Raw genomic sequence first — 17,144 nt, forward strand, 5'->3', positions numbered from 1 at the left:
GATTTTAAAAATCTACATTTTTATTTTTGTGGTGATTGCTGTTGGAAAAGTGATTCTACTTTTACATAGTTTGATTTTTATAGGGTGGATACGTAGAAATTACGGTTTTTTTAATTATGATCATCAGAATTATGAAAGAAACTATTTAAAAGTTATAATGATCGTAGATTCTAATTGATGCTTCTTGAAATAAAATTGCTTCAAATTGGGTCATTTTAAACTTTTTTTGCCTAAATTTAAACATTTTTAAACAATTTATAACTCTTTTATGTTTTTTTGCGTAGAAGATGATAAGAATTTCTTGTTGTTTAAAGAATTTTATTCCATAGCAAGAATATTGCATCGGCTATCTTAGTGGTTGATGTGAGAGGACGATCGGGGAACCTCCTCCCCCCCCCCCGCGTGGATCCCCTAGATTGTCTGGCCTGACTGAGGATTTCCTCAGTCAGGCTTTTTATAATTGTTTTAGGGGATGTTGTAGCGTGTTATTAGGGGGAAGTGTAAGATCTGTTATTGTTTCGCCTATACTACCTAAATACATGAGGGGCAGGTCTTGTTGGGCAGATAGTGTTAGCGTATTTATTTTCAATAATTTGATTTTTCTTTATTGAGGCATCGTTGAATGCTATAAGGAGAATCATAAAAGGAATCTATGTTTGTGTTCTGTGATCTTTAGGTAAGAGATAATGGAATCTTTTTCGCATCGTATTGTTTTTATTTTATTTATGTTTTTTATTTTTGGCGCTGTCTTTTTTGCTTCTCGAAGCGGTGCTGTTTATCAGTTTTTTTCCGGCCGCTCTTCTTTTTCTTCTCAGAAGCTTGATGTAACAGAGGAGGAGTTGTTAGAGAGATTGTCTGTATCTTTTCCAGATATTATCAAGCATCTTTCTAAGATGAGTCCTCAACAGCAAGAGTTGTTTATTGCGCAGCTGCGTCGTGATGTCATTGCGCTTGCTTTTAAAAGTGGTCAGAGTCGTGAGCAGGCTCACAAATCTGGTGAAACTGTTGCCATGGCTCTTTCAAAAGCGATTTCTCGTCCTTCCATTGCTAATGCTTATTTTTAGCTGTTTTTTTAATCGCGCTTTTGGGTTTTATTTTGAGGAGAAAGAGCTTTTTGTGAATTTTTGAAAAGTGCGAGGAGATAATCAATTTGTAAGATAGTTAGCAAAATTTATCTTACTCAAAAGGTAAGCAATCGAAGTATAGGGATAATGGTGCAATCATTACAGGAGTGATAGAAAGTCTATCAAGGGTGTTGGTCAAGTTAATTGCATTATCAATCGCTACAATGACAAAAGCAGTATTGACTATAATAAAACACGTTAATCGCATTTTATATGCCAGTTGTTTTTTATTTGATATGGGTAAATAAAAAAATTTTAAAGGATTTAGGCTTCCTTTGTTCTACGGATTTTAGGATATTTATTCACTTGTATGATTTCTGAAAATGGGGTGCAAGGCTGATAAGATGATAGTCTGTGGCAAAGAAAAAAATATTTGAATGAAGATGAGAAGTCTATTTTTATTTAAAAAGGCTTTGGGGGTATTGAGTTTTCTAACATTTTCAAAAAACAGACAAAAGTAATTGTTAAGCTTTGTTGTAGGGACAAAGACGGATATAACTTTTTTAGCATATTGTTTTATAATGAGAATTTGTCATTTTCATATTGAGTGAGAATCTTAGGAATTGTAAAATTCTCTCGTTTTAAATTTATTCATGGTGAAAAAATCAAAATCAGCTTCTTCTGCACTACAAGTGAGAGGCTTGTGTGGATAGAGGCTCTTGAAAAAAAAGAAGTAAAAAGCTTCTTTGAGGAATCTTGAGAGCTAAAAGCCTGTTGCAATATTTTGAATTGGTAAAGAGTATGATGGTTTTAGTATATTTATGAATTTTTTATTGCGCAATGATGGGAGTGGGGATTTTTTTTATTATTTGTTGGGGTTTTATCGGACATAAAGAGTGCTGTGGGTGTTTATTAACCAGAGAGAAGTGTTGATAACGGTTTATATTTTTTGTGAAACTTTTTTGATATTGAGGATCTTCGGTAAAAAGATGTTCTTGTCTCTCTTTAAGATGCTATTTTTTAAATATAAAAATTGAGTGATACAATAGTGATAGCAGAAATTTACAGATTATATCATTTTATTTAATACGCTATAAGATTAATTATAGTCTCTTTATTTTTTTTATTTTATGATATAGACAAATCTATAATTTGTGCATAAAGAGATTTTCTTTTGTTGCAGAATTTTATCTTGAAATTGTCTTACTCTTTCCTTTTTCAAGCCGTTCTTTTGCTTTCTTTTTTTGTACAATACATTTGCAAATTATTTGCAGCTAGAATTTGAGAATGTTTGAGTGAAGAGAAAGAAAATGCAATTTTTGAAAATCTTGTTAAGTACAGCGTGTGCTGTATTTTTTGTAATTGATATAAGTTGGACTCATAGTGTCTTAAATGTTGCGGAATCAGGAGAAGCTTCAGTAATTGTTGCTTCTAAGATTTCTGATCGTCCTTATGAGTTTCTTATTCAGAAACTTGCGAATAAATATAATGTTCCCGTTAATTTAGCACATGCTGTTGTAAAAGTTGAAAGTAATTATAAGGCAGGTATAAAGGGGGCTGCTGGCGAAATAGGTTTGATGCAAATTAAACCCTCTACGGCACGAGGGTTGGGCTTTAGTGGTTCTGTACAGGATTTGTACGATCCTGCGACCAACCTTGAATATGGTATGCGTTATTTGGCACGGGCGTATAAACTCAGTGGTGGAAGTACGTGTGGTACAATCCTTAAATATAACGCAGGTCATGCTGCAAAAAAAATGAATTCCATTTCGGCGAAATATTGCGCAAAAGTGAAAACTTATCTGGCTTCATTAAAATAAAAACATCTTGTTAGACAGGTTTGTTGTAAAATATTTTAAGATGCTATTTTCACGGAGCTGAAAATGTTTTATAAATTAATGCGTCAGTCGGCTGGGCAGCCGCGCTTGTCTAATGCTAAAATGCGGCAGGTGAGGAAAGTCCGGGCTCCATGGAAAGACGGTGCCGGGTAACACCCGGCGGGGGTGACCCTAGGGAAAGTGCCACAGAAAGTAAACCGCCTATTTTTATAGGTAAGGGTGAAAGGGTGGAGTAAGAGCCCACCGCGCATTCAGTAATGAATGTGGCAAGGTAAACCCCACCGGGAGCAAGACCAAATAGAAATGACGTGCAAAATTTAATTTGCAGCCGATTTCCGGGCGAGTCATTCGGGTAGGTTGCACGAGGCGGATGGTAACATCCGTCCCAGATGAATGGTTGCCATGTAAAGTGTAAGCTTTACTCTACAGAACCCGGCTTATAGGCCGACTGATATTTCATGATGATACGCGATATTTTATAAGATCGATTATATGATCTTTTATGGAGTCTATGTGTTTGAAATGGACACTTGAGAAAAGAGTATTTTAAAAAATTATAACATTTCTTTAAGTATAATGCGTTAGGATCTGTCTTGGGATAACTTTAGTTTTTTCGTTCATTGTGATTAATATGAAAGTTGAAGGCTAGGTTACTCTAAAATCAGTTGCTATGAGAGAGCTGTTGATTTGAGACAGCATAACTTCAAGACGGATTATTTTGATAAAGCAGGATCAAAGAGCTGAACGCCATATTCCAGTGTTGTTGCAGCCAGTTTTGGCTGGGCTTATGCCATTGGTTGGAGCAAAAGTGATTGATGGCACCTTTGGTGCTGGTGGTTACACGTGCGCTTTGTTAAAGGCAGGGGCGGAGGTGATCGCTCTTGATCGTGATCCTCATGCTATTAGTGCGGGACAATCGCTTGTTGAAGAATTTTTTCCACGACTTCGTTTGGTGCAAATGGAATTTTCACAGTTGGATCGCGTTGTTGAAGAGAAGGTAGACGCTGTTATTTTGGATATTGGTGTCTCTTCAATGCAGCTTGATGAAGCTGAAAGGGGATTTTCTTTTCAAAAAGATGGTCCATTAGATATGCGAATGGCTCAGACTGGTTTTACTGCTGGCGATGTTGTAAATCACTTAAAAGCAAGGGATTTGGCACGTATCTTTAAGATATTAGGAGAAGAGCGTTATGCGGGGCGAATTGCACGGATGATTGAAAAGCGTCGTGTTGTTCAGCCTTTTTTGCGTACAGGTGATTTGGCGTATGCTATCGAAGCGTTGATAGGACGTAAGCCGGGAGATCGCATTCATCCTGCAACACGTGTATTTCAGGCTCTTCGCATTTATGTTAATGATGAAATTGCTGAACTTGCACGTGGCTTATTTGCTGCTGAACGCATTTTGAAACCGGGTGGTCGTTTGGGTGTTGTCAGTTTTCATTCTCTTGAAGATCGTATGGTCAAAAGATTTTTTTCTTTTCGTTCTGGAGAGTGTATGAGATCACGCTATCTTCCTGAAATAAAAACGGCTCCAGCAACATTTTTCCCTTTGTTTAAAGGGGGGATAACTGCAAGTGAAGAGGAGTTACAGCAAAATCCTCGTTCACGTTCTGCGCGGTTGCGTATTGGTGTACGAACTGAAGCAGAGGCTCTTGCAGCAGATATGAAATCATTTGGTTTAGCAGAGATTGCCAGTTTTGAAGGCGGCAAGAAATGACAGTTTTTCGTACATTTGATATGATCTTAGTGATGATTATGATTTGTATGGCAGGTCTTACTTATAAAGTAAAATATGATGTTCAAAAACGAATGAACGAAGTTCGTCATCTTGAGCATGAAATTGCTGCAGCAAAAAATACGGTAAGTTTGCTTCGTGCTGAGTGGGCTGTGATGATAAGGCCTTCACGCATGCAAAAACTTGCAAAACGTTATCAAAAAGAACTTGAGTTAGAGGTTATACAGCCGCGTCAAATCGTGGCGTTTAAAGATATTCCGGTACGGATACATGATCAAATTGAAGAAGTGATTAAACAAAATATCTTGGAAGATAATCAGAATATTTTGACAAATAATCGGGCTTCTCAGATAAATGGTGTTGTCCAAAAAGGCGCGCAGTAATGAAATCGACTTTTTTATTCTCACAGAAGAAAAAGCGCTTAAAGAATTCGTTGAATAATCATAATGTTTCTGTTCGTCGTCCCTATTCTAGTCGTCCACGTTTGCTTTTTTCGTTGTTCTGCTTTTTAATTTTATATGGCATCATGGGGGCTTGCCTTATTTCTTACGGGTTGGAAGGTGGACAGATTGAAGAAGCAAAGGGGCCAGGAGTTCTTCAATTGATGGCACGGCCTGATATTGTTGATCGTAATGGTCGTTTATTGGCAACAGATATTAAAACGTATTCACTTTTTGCTGAGCCACGACGTATTATTGATGTGGATGAAACAATTGAATTGCTCTCAACAGTTTTGCCTGATCTTAATTGGCAGGAAACCTATAAGCGTTTAAAAAGAAAATCTGGTTTTTCTTGGATACAGCGTGGGTTAACACCAATGCAGAAGACGCAAATTATGGCTCTTGGTATACCAGGAATTGGTTTTCGGACTGAAATTCGTCGTTTTTATCCTGATGGACCTGTAACTTCCCATATTCTCGGTATGGTGAATGTTGATAATCAGGGCATTGCAGGTATGGAAAAATATATTGATGATGCGGGGTTGAGTGCTTTGCGTGCCGCTGGTCTTGCCATGGAAGAATCATTAAAACAAGTTCAGCTTTCGATTGATGTGCGTGTTCAGGCAATTGTTCATGATGAACTTATTCAGGCTATGAAACGTTATAGGGCAATTGCTGCAGGAGCTGTTATTTTAAATATACATACAGGGGAAGTTTTGGCTTTGGCATCACTACCAGATTTTGATCCTGGAAATCCTATTGAAGCTTTAAAAAGTGATCGTCTCAATAGGATAACGGCAGGAGCTTTTGAAATGGGATCAATCATTAAAAGTTTTACGACCGCCATGGCTCTTGATTCCGATATTTTTCATTTAAACAGTATTATTGATGCTTCAAAGCCAATAAAAGCAAGTAGTGGGTATACTATTCATGATTTTCACGGAAAAAATCGTCCCTTAACGTTATGGGAGGTTTTTATTTATTCTTCCAATATTGGTTCTGCTAAAGAGGCATTGGCGATAGGGATTGATAAACATCGTGGTTTTTTGCAAAAACTTGGGTTACTGGATCGTCTCACAACAGAGTTGCCTGAAGTTGCCCATCCTATTGTGCCACATCATTGGAAGGATATCCATTCTATGACGATTTCTTTTGGGCATGGTATGGCAACAACACCCTTGCAAACAGCTGTCGGGGCTGCTGCTTTAATGAATGGTGGTCGGTTAATTGCTCCGACATTTTTAAAACGTACAAAAGAACAAACTTTGCACCATGCAAAACGGGTTTTGCAGGCTAAAACAAGTCAAAATATGCGTTACCTTTATAAATTAAATAGTGATATTGGTTCTGGACGTAATGCAAAAGTGGAAGGTTATCGTGTAGGTGGTAAGACAGGAACAGCTGAAAAAGTTGAAAATGGAAAATATTCTAAAACAAAAAATTTCAATAGTTTTCTTGCTGCTTTTCCTATTGATGATCCTGTTTATGTTGTTTTAACAATTATTGATGAACCAAAGCCTGCAGAGGGACAGCGTTCAGCAACAGCGGGGATGAATGCTGGACCAATGCTTGCTAATATTATTCGTCGCACAGCTAGTTTTCTTGGTGTAAAACCCGATTTTAAAAAAGAATATGAGCCTCTTTTAAGTAAAAAGAGCAATTCAAGTTTCGTTAAACAACGGTAAAATGAATAAAAGGTGCATCGTTATGTTGTTTGGAACAGTTTTTACAGAATGTCTTGAAGATCAGAATCTTTCTTCAATGGAAATAACAGGAATCAGTGCAGATTCTCGACAAGTCTTGCCAGGCTATGTTTTTGTCGTTGTTCAAGGAAAAAAAAGTGATGGAAGACACTATATAGATGATGCGATAAAGCGTGGCGCACGAGCAATTGTTACAGATTGTTATGCTGTTCTTGAGGATTTACCTGTTCCCATTTTACGTGTTTCTAATGTTCGTCATAGTTTAGCGTTGGCAGCTGCACGTTTTTACGGTTCTCAGCCTGAAACGGTCGTTGCTGTGACTGGTACAAGTGGTAAAACATCTGTTGTCTCTTTTATTCGGCAAATTTGGACTCATGTTGGATTTTGTGCTGCGAGTATAGGAACGGTTGGTGTTGTTTCTCCTAAACGGAATGTTTATGGTTCTCTCACAACACCTGATCCGGTTGCCTTGCACCGTCTTCTTTGTGAAATTTCTCATGAAGGTGTGACTCATGCAGCTCTTGAAGCTTCTTCACATGGGCTTGATCAAGGACGACTTGATGGAGTTCGTTTAACGGCTGGTGCCTTTACCAATTTAGGGCGAGATCACATGGATTATCACACGGGGGTAGAGGATTATTTGCGAGCTAAAATGAGGTTGTTTGATACACTTTTGCCTGTATCTGCTCCTGCTTTGATTTTTGCTGATGATGTCTATTCACAAAAGGTTATTGATGTTGTTACACAAGCGCGCCGCCGTGTCTTGACAATTGGCCGTAAGGGGAAATTTATCACGATTAATCGTGTTGAACATCAACGCTCAAAACAGTGTATTGAGTGTCGTGTGGAAAATAATATTTATACATTTGATTTGCCTTTGGCTGGAGATTTTCAGGTAGCCAATGCGCTTATGGCAGCGGGGTTAGCGATTGCAACGGGTGTTTCACCTCGTAAGGTTTTTTCTGCGCTTGAAACTTTGCAGGGGGCACCTGGGCGGTTAGAATTTGTCGGAAAGACAGAAAATAATGCGCCTGTTTATATTGATTATGCCCATAAACCAGAAGCTTTGGAGCAGGTTTTGCTTTCTGTTCGTCCCTTTACGCAAGGGCGTTTGATCGTTGTTTTTGGTTGTGGAGGAGATCGTGATCAAGGAAAAAGACCTTTGATGGGAAAAATTGCGGCGGATAAAGCGGATATTGTTATTGTAACGGATGATAATCCTCGCACAGAAATGCCAGAAAAAATACGCAAGGATATTTTACAGGCAGTGCCAACAGCAATAGAGATAGCAGATCGTGGTGAGGCTATTTCTTACGCGGTGGAGCTTTTGAAAGTTGGTGATACATTAATCATTGCTGGAAAAGGTCATGAGGATGGCCAAATTATAGGGCAGACAACTTATCCTTTTTCAGATCGTCTGAAAGCGATAGAAGCTCTAGAGAACCGAAAGAAATGACAGCTTTATGGGATAAGAAAGCACTTGTTGCTGCAATTAATGGTGTTGTAATAGGAAGCATGCCAGAAACTTTTTCTGGGGTTTCCATTGATAGCCGTACTCTTGCGGAAGGTGATATTTTTTTCTGCATTAAGGGGCATCATCTTGATGGTCATGATTTTGCTGCGCAAGCTTATGAACGAGGTGCAGGCGTTCTTATCGTTGCGGAACACCGTTTAAGGGATATGAAAAAGATATCGGCTCCACTTATTGTTGTTCCTGATGTTTTGCAAGCCCTGGAAAAACTTGCACAAGCTGCACGCAAACGTTCAAGAGCTAAGATTATTGCGATAACAGGATCGGTGGGAAAAACAACGACAAAAGAAGCTTTGAAACAAGCACTTGCAACGACTGGGAACGTTCATGCGAATCTCGCTTCTTTAAATAATTGCTGGGGGGTTCCACTCACTTTAGCGCGGATGCCTATGGAGAGTGATTATGGTATCTTTGAAATTGGCATGAATCATAGAGATGAAATTCGCCCTCTGGTCAAACTGGTTTGTCCGCATGTTGCTCTCATTACGCATATTTGTGCAGGACATATGGGTTTTTTCAAAAATCTTGAAGAAATAGCAAAGGCAAAAGCTGAAATTTTTGAAGGATTAGATGAGAAAGGCATTGCCGTTTTAAATGCGGATAGTGATTTTTTTTCTTATCTCATCCAAAAAGCAAAGAAATGCGGTGTAAAGAATATCTTAAGCTTTGGTGAGAGCAAAAATGCTGATTATCAAGCGCGAGATATACGTCTTCTAACTGATCGTTCTTCTATGATTGTACGTATTAGGGAGCGGGATAGGGAGGTTCAAATTGGTGCTCCCGGACGCCATATTGTGCAAAATAGTTTAGGGGTTATTGCTGCTTGTGATGCTATGGGAGTTGAGTTAGAGCCTGTTCTTCTTTCTTTTCGCCATTTTTCTTCTCAAAAGGGGCGAGGTGTTCGTTATCGACTGTCTTTATCAAATGGGGGTGAATTTTATCTCATTGATGAAAGCTATAATGCAAATCCTGCTTCTATGCGTGCTGCGCTTGAGCTTCTTGCTACAGGACCAGTCGGGGAAGAGGGGCGGCGAATTGCTATTTTAGGAGATATGCTAGAGTTAGGGGAGTATAGTGAAAAGCTTCATCGTGATTTAATAAAGCCAATACGTCTTTCCGGTGCTAATCCGGTTTTTCTATTTGGTGAGGCGATGAAATCTTTAGTTAGTGATTTGTCTGCTGGTGTTAAGGTTCATTATGCTGAAAATATTGAGAAAATTTTATCTCTCCTTTTAGCAGAAATTTCTTCTGGGGATCTGCTTATGGTTAAATCATCCAATAGCCTTTGTTCATCAAATATTGTGACTGCATTGCTTGACCGCTATAAAGCGGTTTCTTCATAATTTTAAGAGGTTTTTTGTACCATGATGCTGTTTTTTTCTTCGTTTAGTGATTGGCTTCCAGGTGTGAATGTATTTCGTTATATTACTTTTCGCACGATAGCGGCTATGCTTACTTCGGGGCTCATCGTCTTTTTGTTTGGACCTAGCATCATTGCTTCTCTTAAATTGCGGCAGGGTAAGGGGCAACCGATTCGTGCGGATGGTCCTCAAACACATTTTAAAAAGGCTGGAACACCTACAATGGGTGGATTGATGATTTTAACCGGTATTGTGGTAGCGGCATTTTTGTGGTGTAATTTATCGAATATTTATTTTTGGGTATCGCTATTGGTTATGCTTTCTTTTGGGGCAATTGGATTTTATGACGATTATCTTAAGGTCACAAAACAAACAGACAAAGGATTTTCTGGGAAAGCACGGTTAAGTTTGGAGTTTTGTGTTGCCGCAATTGCTGCTTTTGTCATCCTACAAATTGGCTCATCTGGATTCGCTTTGCCTTTTTTGAAAGATTATCTTATCAATTTGGGCTGGTTTTTTATTCCTTTTTCTGCTTTTGTTATTGTCGCGACGGGTAATGCGGTTAATTTGACGGATGGACTTGATGGCCTTGCTATTGTTCCTGTGATGGTTGCAGCCTTATCTTTTGCTCTGATTGCTTATCTTTCTGGTAATATGAATTTTGCTGATTATCTCCAAATCCATTATGTATCGGGAGCAGGTGAATTGGCTGTTTTACTGGGAGCTGTTGTTGGGGCAGGGCTTGGTTTTTTATGGTTTAATGCACCACCTGCAGCTATTTTTATGGGAGATACTGGTTCGTTGGCTCTTGGAGGATTATTGGGGACTGTTGCAGTCGCTACGAAGCACGAAATTGTTTTGGCTCTTATTGGTGGGCTTTTTGTTGTGGAAGCTTTTTCGGTCGTTATTCAGGTTGGTTATTTCAAATTAACAAGAAAACGAGTGTTTCTTATGGCACCGATACATCATCATTTTGAGAAAAAAGGCTGGACTGAAAGCCAAGTCGTGATACGCTTTTGGATTATTTCAATTGTTCTTGCTCTTATTGGTCTTTCAACACTTAAATTGCGGTGAGATTTTGATTTCTGTTGCGTGTTATAAAGGACAAAAAGTTGCTTTATTTGGATTAGGAAAGTCTGGACTAGCAACGGCACAAGCATTGATGCGTGGCGGTGCAGAAGTGGTGGCGTGGGATGATAGTCCTTCAAGCGTGCAGATGGCTTTCCGGCACAATATTCCAACGCGAGATCTCCGTTATGAAGATTGGTCAGAATTTGTTGCATTGATTGTAGCTCCTGGAGTTCCTTTAAATTATCCTCAACCCCATTGGGTTGTTGAAAAAGCACGAAAAAAAAATATAGAAATTATCGGTGATATTGAATTATTTGTTCGTGCGCGCCAGCATTTTTTACAGCATTATGGTTTTTGTGACCAAGATGTTCCTTTCATTGCGATTACGGGGACGAATGGAAAGTCAACCACAACGGCTTTACTTGCGCATTTGTTGGAAAAAATGGGTTATGATGTGCAGGTGGGGGGGAATATCGGAAAGGCAATATTGACGCTTAAGCCATTTGTTAAAAAACGTATCTATGTGATTGAATGTTCATCATTTCAAATTGATCTTACACCCTCTCTTCAGCCGACCATTGGACTTTTATTGAATTTAACACCTGATCATATTGATCGACATGGGAGTTTTGCCTGTTATGTGCAAACCAAAAGGCATCTGATTGCTCAGGCTTCACAGGCTTTTATTTCAGTTGATGATGCAGCTTGTAGGGTTTTATATCAACAGTTGCTTCATGAAGGGAAGAAAATTGGGGCAATTTCCAAGGATCATTTTGTTGAAAATGGTTTTTATGCAGATGGGACTAAGCTCTTTTCTGTTTATCAAGGACAGCGTCATATGCTTGCAGATCTGACGTCTATGACTGCTTTGCGCGGACGTCATAATGCGCAAAATGCCCTTATGGCATTAGCAACGTTGCAGGCTTTAAAAATAACCGATCCTTCTATGAACAAGCATTTAGCAAGTTATAAAGGGCTGGATCATCGTATGCAGCAGGTGCGTAAAATGGGGGCGGTTTTGTTTATCAATGACAGCAAGGCGACTAATGCAGATGCAACAGCTCCTGCGCTTTCCACCTTTAATGATATTTTTTGGATTGTTGGGGGACAGGCAAAAAAGGGAGGAATAGAGTCTCTTAGAAAATTTTTTCCTAAAATTCGTAAAGCCTATTTGATTGGGAGCGCGGCGGAAGAATTTGCTCGCACTATTGGATCTGCTTTTCCCTTTTCTATGAGCTTAACTTTGAAAAATGCGGTGCGTGAAGCAGCTGTTGATGCAATGGGTTGTAAGGAAAAAGAGGTGACGGTTCTTTTGTCACCTGCTTGTGCAAGTTATGACCAATTTAAAAATTATGAAATGCGAGGCGAAGAATTTGTCTCTTTTGTGATGCAGTTACAATAAAAAAATCATCAGTTATAAAAAAATATTTTGCGTTAAGACTCCAGAATCTTTTTTTGTGTAATTTAGTTTTTAAAGTGTTTGTTAAATAGGCTGGGGAACCATATCACTTTAAGATAATTTATAATGGATAAGGTGGATACCATGGTTACGCGTGCAGATAGAGATCCAATTGCTAATTGGTGGTGGACGATTGATCGCTCTATCTTTGCAGCTTGTTTAATTTTAATGGGAATTGGCATTATGCTGTCTTTTGCTGCCAGCCCTATTATTGCAAAAAAAATCGGAATTGCTGATAGTTTTTATTTTGTTCGGTGGCATATCATTTTTAGCATTTCAGCATTTTTTACGATGGTTACCATTTCCTTTTTTTCGCTTTCTAATATTCGTCGTTTATGTGCTCTTTTGCTCATTGTAACGCTTGCTCTTATGGTTGCAACCTTATTTTGGGGTCCAGAATTAAAGGGAGCACGGAGGTGGATTCTACTATTTGGTTTTTCTGTACAGGCTTCAGAGTTTATGAAGCCAGCTTTTGTGGTTATGTCTGCTTGGCTTTTTTCAGAACAGATACGCAGGAGGGGAATTCTGGGTTATACGTTAGCGATTCTACTTTATGCCATTTGTTGTGTGCTTCTGGTTTTGCAGCCTGATATTGGACAAACAGTTTTAATAAGTGCAACATGGGGGGGGCTGTTTTTTATTGCTGGTGTACCTCTTACCATTATTTTTCTCTTTCTCATTTTAGGCGTTGTAGGAATTATTTTAGCTTATCTTTTTCTGCATCATGTACGCGAGCGTATCAATGGTTTTTTGACAGGTGAAGGGGATACGTTTCAAGTGGATGTAGGACGTGAGGCTATTTTGAATGGTGGTTGGTTTGGGCAAGGTCCTGGGGAGGGAACAGTAAAACGTATCATTCCTGATAGCCATACAGATTTTGTATTTTCCGTTGCTGCTGAAGAGTATGGTATTATTCTTTGTTTATTAATTATGATGCTTTTTGGCTTTATCGTTATGCGTTCATTGTATATAGCCATGAATACACGTGATTCCTTTATACGTCTTGGTATTACTGGCATAGCAATGATGATTGGCTTTCAATCAGCTATTAATATGGCCGTTAATCTTCACTTAATTCCTCCAAAAGGCATGACATTGCCTTTTATTTCTTATGGTGGTTCTTCGATGGTGGCGATTGCGTTTTCAATGGGCATTTTGCTCAGTTTAACACGTCGTTGGCCAGAAGCACGCCTTTCAGCTTTTTCTTCCTCTTCTATCTTGGATACCCCTTATGAATGATAAAAAAGTTATTGTTTTGGTGGCTGGTGGTACAGGTGGACATCTTTTTCCTGCTGAAGCCCTTTCTGTTGAATTAAGGCAGCGTGGATATGATGTTCATTTAATAACAGATGAAAGAGCACGACCTTTTGTTCGCTGCTTTGATGAAGAGCATATTCATATCGTTTCATCGGCAACATTTACACGACGCCATCCTTTTGCTCTGATAAAGACGTTTTGGTCTTTGCTAAGGGGGATGGGGCAATCGTTGGCGTTGTTTTATAAATTACGTCCTGTTCTTGTTGGAGGATTTGGAGGGTATCCGAGCTTTCCTCCTCTTTTTATTGCGGCCTTAACGAGGCGTGTAACATTTATTCATGAACAAAATGCTGTTATGGGGCGTGCCAATCGGGTGTTGGCAATTTTTGTGCGTGCAATCGCTGGTGGTTTGTTGTCGCCAAATGGCGCTTATGCTCATAAAATACTTTTGACGGGGAATCCTGTTCGTGAGGCTGTGTTGAAGGCGGCCAAAATTCCTTATCATCCCTCAACTGGTGAAGAGCCATTTCATTTTTTGATTTTTGGAGGTAGCCAAGGGGCTTCTGCTTTTTCACATATTGTTCCAGAAGCTATTGCTTTATTCGATGATAAGAACCGTAAACGTTTACGAATTGTGCAGCAAGTTCGAGGTGAAGCAGAAGGGTTGATCAAAATCTATCGTGATATGGGCGTACAAGCAGAGGTAGCTCCTTTTTTTGATGATATGGCTGAACGTATGGCACATGCCCATTTTATTTTGTCGCGCGCTGGGGCTTCATCTGTTTGTGAGATAGCGGTGATTGGTAGACCTGCTTTGCTTGTTCCCTATCCCCATGCTTTAGATCATGATCAGGCTGCCAATGCAGCTCTGCTTGCTCGTGTAGGTGGTGCGCAAATTGTATCAGAAAAAGATTTAAATGCACAAAAGCTTTTTTCTCTTTTAATGCACGCTTGTTGTGCGCCCCATTTATTAGAAAAACAAGCGCTTTCTGCAAAAAAAGTTGGGCAACCTCATGCAACCCGTTGTCTTGCTGATATGGCTGAATCCTTAATTTCAGGGCGATTGTTGTCAGATATAAAAGAGGAGCTTTTTAATGAAAATGCCACTTGATATAGGCGTTATCCATTTTATCGGAATCGGGGGGATCGGTATGAGTGGAATTGCGGAGGTTTTTTATAATCTTGGCTATAAAGTTCAAGGGTCAGATCAAGTTGAGAGTGCGAATGTTGAACGTTTGCGGAGAAAAGGAATTAACGTTCATATAGGTCATTGTGCTGAAAATTTAGGGAATGCAGAGGTTGTTGTTTTTTCTACTGCCGTTAAAAAAACAAATCCTGAGTATATTGCTGCAAAGGAAAGACATTTACCGCTTGTCAGACGTGCAGAAATGCTAGCGGAGCTGATGCGGTTTCGGCGTGCAATTGCGGTGGGTGGTACACATGGTAAAACAACGACCACATCAATGGTCGCAGCTCTCCTTGATGCTGGTCATTTTGATCCAGTGGTGATTAATGGCGGTATTATTAATGCTTATGGTACGAATTCTCGTACAGGAGATGGCGATTGGATGATTGTTGAAGCTGATGAAAGTGATGGTACATTTTTAAAGCTGCCTGCTGATATTGCTGTTATTACTAATATTGACGCTGAGCATTTAGATCATTATGGAAGTTTTGATGCTGTGCGTGAGGCTTTTCGGCAATTCGTAGAAAATGTTCCTTTTTATGGTTTTGCTGTTTTGTGCCTTGATCATCCAGAGGTTCAGTCATTGGCGGGCCGTATTGATGATCGTTGGGTGATCACTTATGGTGCAAATCCACAAGCGGATGTTCGTTTTCTTAATCTTTCGATGGATGGTCAAAAAACGCATTTTGATGTTCTTGTTCGCTCACGCAAAACAGGAAGAAAAATTGAGTTGAAAAATTTGCTTTTGCCCATGGCAGGACAGCATAATGTTGCTAATGCAACGGCGGCGATTGCTATTGCGCATGAACTAGGCATTTCAAATGAAGCTATAAAAAGGGGCTTAGCAGAATTTGGCGGAGTAAAACGGCGTTTTACGCGAACAGGAAGTTGGCGGGGTATTGAAATATTTGATGATTATGGACATCATCCTGTTGAAATAAAGGCTGTTTTGCGTGCAGCACGTGAGAGTGCAAAAGGGCGTGTTATTGCGATTGCACAACCCCATCGGTATTCACGTTTGTATCATTTATTTGATGATTTTTCTGCTTGTTTTAATGATGCAGATACAGTGTTGATTACGCCCGTTTATGCGGCTGGTGAAGAGCCTATTGTAGGATTTGGTTCTCAAGAATTGGTAGAGCATATTAAAATGGCGGGTCATCGTGATGTGCGCTTGATACATAGTCTGGAAGATGTTGTGTCTTTTGTCTCAAAATTTGCTCAGGCAGAGGATTATGTTGTTTTTCTTGGTGCTGGCAATATCACACAATGGGCTTGTGCGTTGCCTCATCAATTAGCGGTATTGGATGGTCATGGTAAATTTTCAGCACATTGATGGTGAGGCGCTATTGGCGCAATTGCAACCGCTGTTGGGTGGCGTGAGAGGCAAACTTACACCTAATGTTGAAATGCGTAAGGTAACGTGGTTTCGCACGGGTGGGTTGGCAGAGCTTTTTTATCAGCCTGTTGATGAACAAGATTTGGCTTTCTTTCTTCAAAATTTGCCTGAATTTGTTCCTGTAACAATTGTCGGTATCGGTTCTAATCTTCTGGTGCGTGATGGGGGCATTCCTGGTGTTGTGATTCGTCTTTCGCCAAAAAACTTTGGGCAAGTGCAGCAAGTTTCTCCAAAAGGCTTTTTAGTTGGTGCTGGTACGGCGGATAAACATTTAGCTGTTGCCGCTTTAAAGGCAGGAATTGCAGGTTTTCATTTTTATCATGGTATTCCTGGTGCTCTTGGAGGAGCTCTCAAAATGAACGCGGGTGCGAATGGTATTGAAACCGCAGCGCGTGTTGTTGAGGTCTATGCGCTGGATCGTAAAGGGCAACGTCATATCTTGAGTTTGAAAGATATGCATTATTCCTATCGCCATTGTGATATTCCTAAAGATTTTATTTTTACAGCTGCTTTATTGGAAGGAAAACTTGGTAATAAAGATGATATTCGTGCTGCTATGGATGAAGTTTCCCTCCACAGAGAAACAGTACAACCCATTCGTGAAAAGACAGGAGGATCAACGTTCAAAAATCCTGAGAATGGATCTGCGTGGCGCGTGATTGATGAAGCAGGGTGTCGTGGTTTACGGATTGGTGGCGCTCAAATGAGTGAAATGCACTGTAACTTTATGATTAATACAGGGCAAGCAACAGGATATGATCTTGAAGCATTGGGAGAAACAGTGCGTGCGCGTGTTTTTGCAAATTCAGCCCACCTTTTACAGTGGGAAATAGAGCGTATCGGTCAATTTGAGCGTGGTCGAAGTGTTTCTCCTTTTGATCCATTTCATTGATTTATTGTTCACTAAAAAAGTGCAAATAAAAAATTGAGTCATTTCAAAGAGATAATAAAAAATTTCTATTAAGAATCAATAAATTAACAAAGAATCTCTTGCATCAGGCTTTTGAGTCTGATTCATTATGCAAAATGCTAGGTTATTGATTCGCAAGGATAAACCTTGTTTTTTCTGTATGTGGTGCTGATGTATTTTATATAGACTA

13 protein-coding genes and 1 other RNA gene are annotated in these 17,144 nt (G+C 39.5%); all 14 read left to right on the forward strand.

The features are described 5' to 3' along the window. Nucleotides 1-686 precede the first annotated feature (686 nt). Nucleotides 687-1,064, forward strand: coding sequence for a hypothetical protein (locus tag ACFIKB_RS05960; RefSeq protein WP_375644792.1), 378 nt, complete (start codon nt 687-689; stop codon nt 1,062-1,064). Nucleotides 1,065-2,374: 1,310 nt separating this feature from the next. Continuing rightward, nucleotides 2,375-2,884, forward strand: a complete 510-nt coding sequence (locus ACFIKB_RS05965) for a lytic transglycosylase domain-containing protein (RefSeq protein WP_375636154.1) — start codon at nt 2,375-2,377, stop codon at nt 2,882-2,884. Between the two features lie 83 nt (nt 2,885-2,967). Continuing rightward, an RNA gene (rnpB, locus tag ACFIKB_RS05970) (RNase P RNA component class A) lies at nt 2,968-3,358 on the forward strand. Nucleotides 3,359-3,620: 262 nt separating this feature from the next. Then, on the forward strand, nt 3,621-4,619 hold the full coding sequence (gene rsmH / locus ACFIKB_RS05975) for a 16S rRNA (cytosine(1402)-N(4))-methyltransferase RsmH (protein WP_375653026.1): 999 nt from the start codon (nt 3,621-3,623) through the stop codon (nt 4,617-4,619). Further along, the gene (locus ACFIKB_RS05980) at nt 4,616-5,020 is read left to right on the forward strand and encodes a hypothetical protein (protein WP_375653027.1); all 405 of its coding nucleotides are present in this window, start codon (nt 4,616-4,618) and stop codon (nt 5,018-5,020) included. Before rsmH ends, ACFIKB_RS05980 begins: the two co-directional genes overlap by 4 nt. Further along, a complete protein-coding gene (locus ACFIKB_RS05985) occupies nt 5,020-6,762 on the forward strand; it encodes a peptidoglycan D,D-transpeptidase FtsI family protein (protein WP_375653029.1) in 1,743 nt (580 codons plus the stop codon). Before ACFIKB_RS05980 ends, ACFIKB_RS05985 begins: the two co-directional genes overlap by 1 nt. Nucleotides 6,763-6,784: 22 nt before the next feature. After that, nucleotides 6,785-8,236: a UDP-N-acetylmuramoyl-L-alanyl-D-glutamate--2,6-diaminopimelate ligase gene (locus tag ACFIKB_RS05990; RefSeq protein WP_375636156.1), complete on the forward strand. Its 1,452-nt coding sequence runs from the start codon at nt 6,785-6,787 to the stop codon at nt 8,234-8,236. Continuing rightward, on the forward strand, nt 8,233-9,654 hold the full coding sequence (murF, locus tag ACFIKB_RS05995; RefSeq protein ID WP_375644787.1) for a UDP-N-acetylmuramoyl-tripeptide--D-alanyl-D-alanine ligase: 1,422 nt from the start codon (nt 8,233-8,235) through the stop codon (nt 9,652-9,654). Before ACFIKB_RS05990 ends, murF begins: the two co-directional genes overlap by 4 nt. A gap of 21 nt (nt 9,655-9,675) precedes the next feature. Continuing rightward, nucleotides 9,676-10,746 carry a phospho-N-acetylmuramoyl-pentapeptide-transferase gene (gene mraY / locus ACFIKB_RS06000; RefSeq protein WP_375636158.1) on the forward strand — a complete coding sequence of 357 codons (1,071 nt, stop codon included), beginning with the start codon at nt 9,676-9,678 and terminating at the stop codon, nt 10,744-10,746. A 4-nt stretch (nt 10,747-10,750) separates the two neighbouring features. Continuing rightward, nucleotides 10,751-12,145, forward strand: coding sequence for a UDP-N-acetylmuramoyl-L-alanine--D-glutamate ligase (murD, locus tag ACFIKB_RS06005; RefSeq protein ID WP_375636159.1), 1,395 nt, complete (start codon nt 10,751-10,753; stop codon nt 12,143-12,145). A 141-nt stretch (nt 12,146-12,286) separates the two neighbouring features. After that, the gene (locus ACFIKB_RS06010) at nt 12,287-13,441 is read left to right on the forward strand and encodes an FtsW/RodA/SpoVE family cell cycle protein (RefSeq protein ID WP_375636160.1); all 1,155 of its coding nucleotides are present in this window, start codon (nt 12,287-12,289) and stop codon (nt 13,439-13,441) included. After that, on the forward strand, nt 13,434-14,570 hold the full coding sequence (locus tag ACFIKB_RS06015; RefSeq protein ID WP_375636161.1) for a UDP-N-acetylglucosamine--N-acetylmuramyl-(pentapeptide) pyrophosphoryl-undecaprenol N-acetylglucosamine transferase: 1,137 nt from the start codon (nt 13,434-13,436) through the stop codon (nt 14,568-14,570). The genes ACFIKB_RS06010 and ACFIKB_RS06015 overlap by 8 nt, the downstream gene beginning before the upstream one ends. Next, entirely contained in the window at nt 14,554-15,981 is a 1,428-nt protein-coding gene (murC, locus tag ACFIKB_RS06020) for a UDP-N-acetylmuramate--L-alanine ligase (protein ID WP_015856640.1), read from the forward strand. Before ACFIKB_RS06015 ends, murC begins: the two co-directional genes overlap by 17 nt. Continuing rightward, nucleotides 15,959-16,936, forward strand: coding sequence for a UDP-N-acetylmuramate dehydrogenase (gene murB / locus ACFIKB_RS06025; RefSeq protein WP_375653042.1), 978 nt, complete (start codon nt 15,959-15,961; stop codon nt 16,934-16,936). Before murC ends, murB begins: the two co-directional genes overlap by 23 nt. Nucleotides 16,937-17,144: the final 208 nt, after the last annotated feature.

The organism is Bartonella sp. MR110HLJHH (genome assembly GCF_042194225.1).
In the GTDB taxonomy this organism is placed as follows: Bacteria; Pseudomonadota; Alphaproteobacteria; order Rhizobiales; family Rhizobiaceae; genus Bartonella; species Bartonella grahamii.

Bases quoted from the DNA above. Each gene is read 5' to 3' on its own strand.
- murB (WP_375653042.1), top strand. From the start codon at position 15,959: ATGGTAAATTTTCAGCACATTGATGGTGAGGCGCTATTGGCGCAATTG.
- ACFIKB_RS05980 (WP_375653027.1), top strand. From the start codon at position 4,616: ATGACAGTTTTTCGTACATTTGATATGATCTTAGTGATGATTATGATT.
- ACFIKB_RS06015 (WP_375636161.1), top strand. From the start codon at position 13,434: ATGAATGATAAAAAAGTTATTGTTTTGGTGGCTGGTGGTACAGGTGGA.
- mraY (WP_375636158.1), top strand. From the start codon at position 9,676: ATGATGCTGTTTTTTTCTTCGTTTAGTGATTGGCTTCCAGGTGTGAAT.
- murF (WP_375644787.1), top strand. From the start codon at position 8,233: ATGACAGCTTTATGGGATAAGAAAGCACTTGTTGCTGCAATTAATGGT.
- ACFIKB_RS05985 (WP_375653029.1), top strand. From the start codon at position 5,020: ATGAAATCGACTTTTTTATTCTCACAGAAGAAAAAGCGCTTAAAGAAT.
- ACFIKB_RS05965 (WP_375636154.1), top strand. From the start codon at position 2,375: ATGCAATTTTTGAAAATCTTGTTAAGTACAGCGTGTGCTGTATTTTTT.
- murC (WP_015856640.1), top strand. From the start codon at position 14,554: ATGAAAATGCCACTTGATATAGGCGTTATCCATTTTATCGGAATCGGG.
- ACFIKB_RS05990 (WP_375636156.1), top strand. From the start codon at position 6,785: ATGTTGTTTGGAACAGTTTTTACAGAATGTCTTGAAGATCAGAATCTT.
- ACFIKB_RS06010 (WP_375636160.1), top strand. From the start codon at position 12,287: ATGGTTACGCGTGCAGATAGAGATCCAATTGCTAATTGGTGGTGGACG.
- ACFIKB_RS05960 (WP_375644792.1), top strand. From the start codon at position 687: ATGGAATCTTTTTCGCATCGTATTGTTTTTATTTTATTTATGTTTTTT.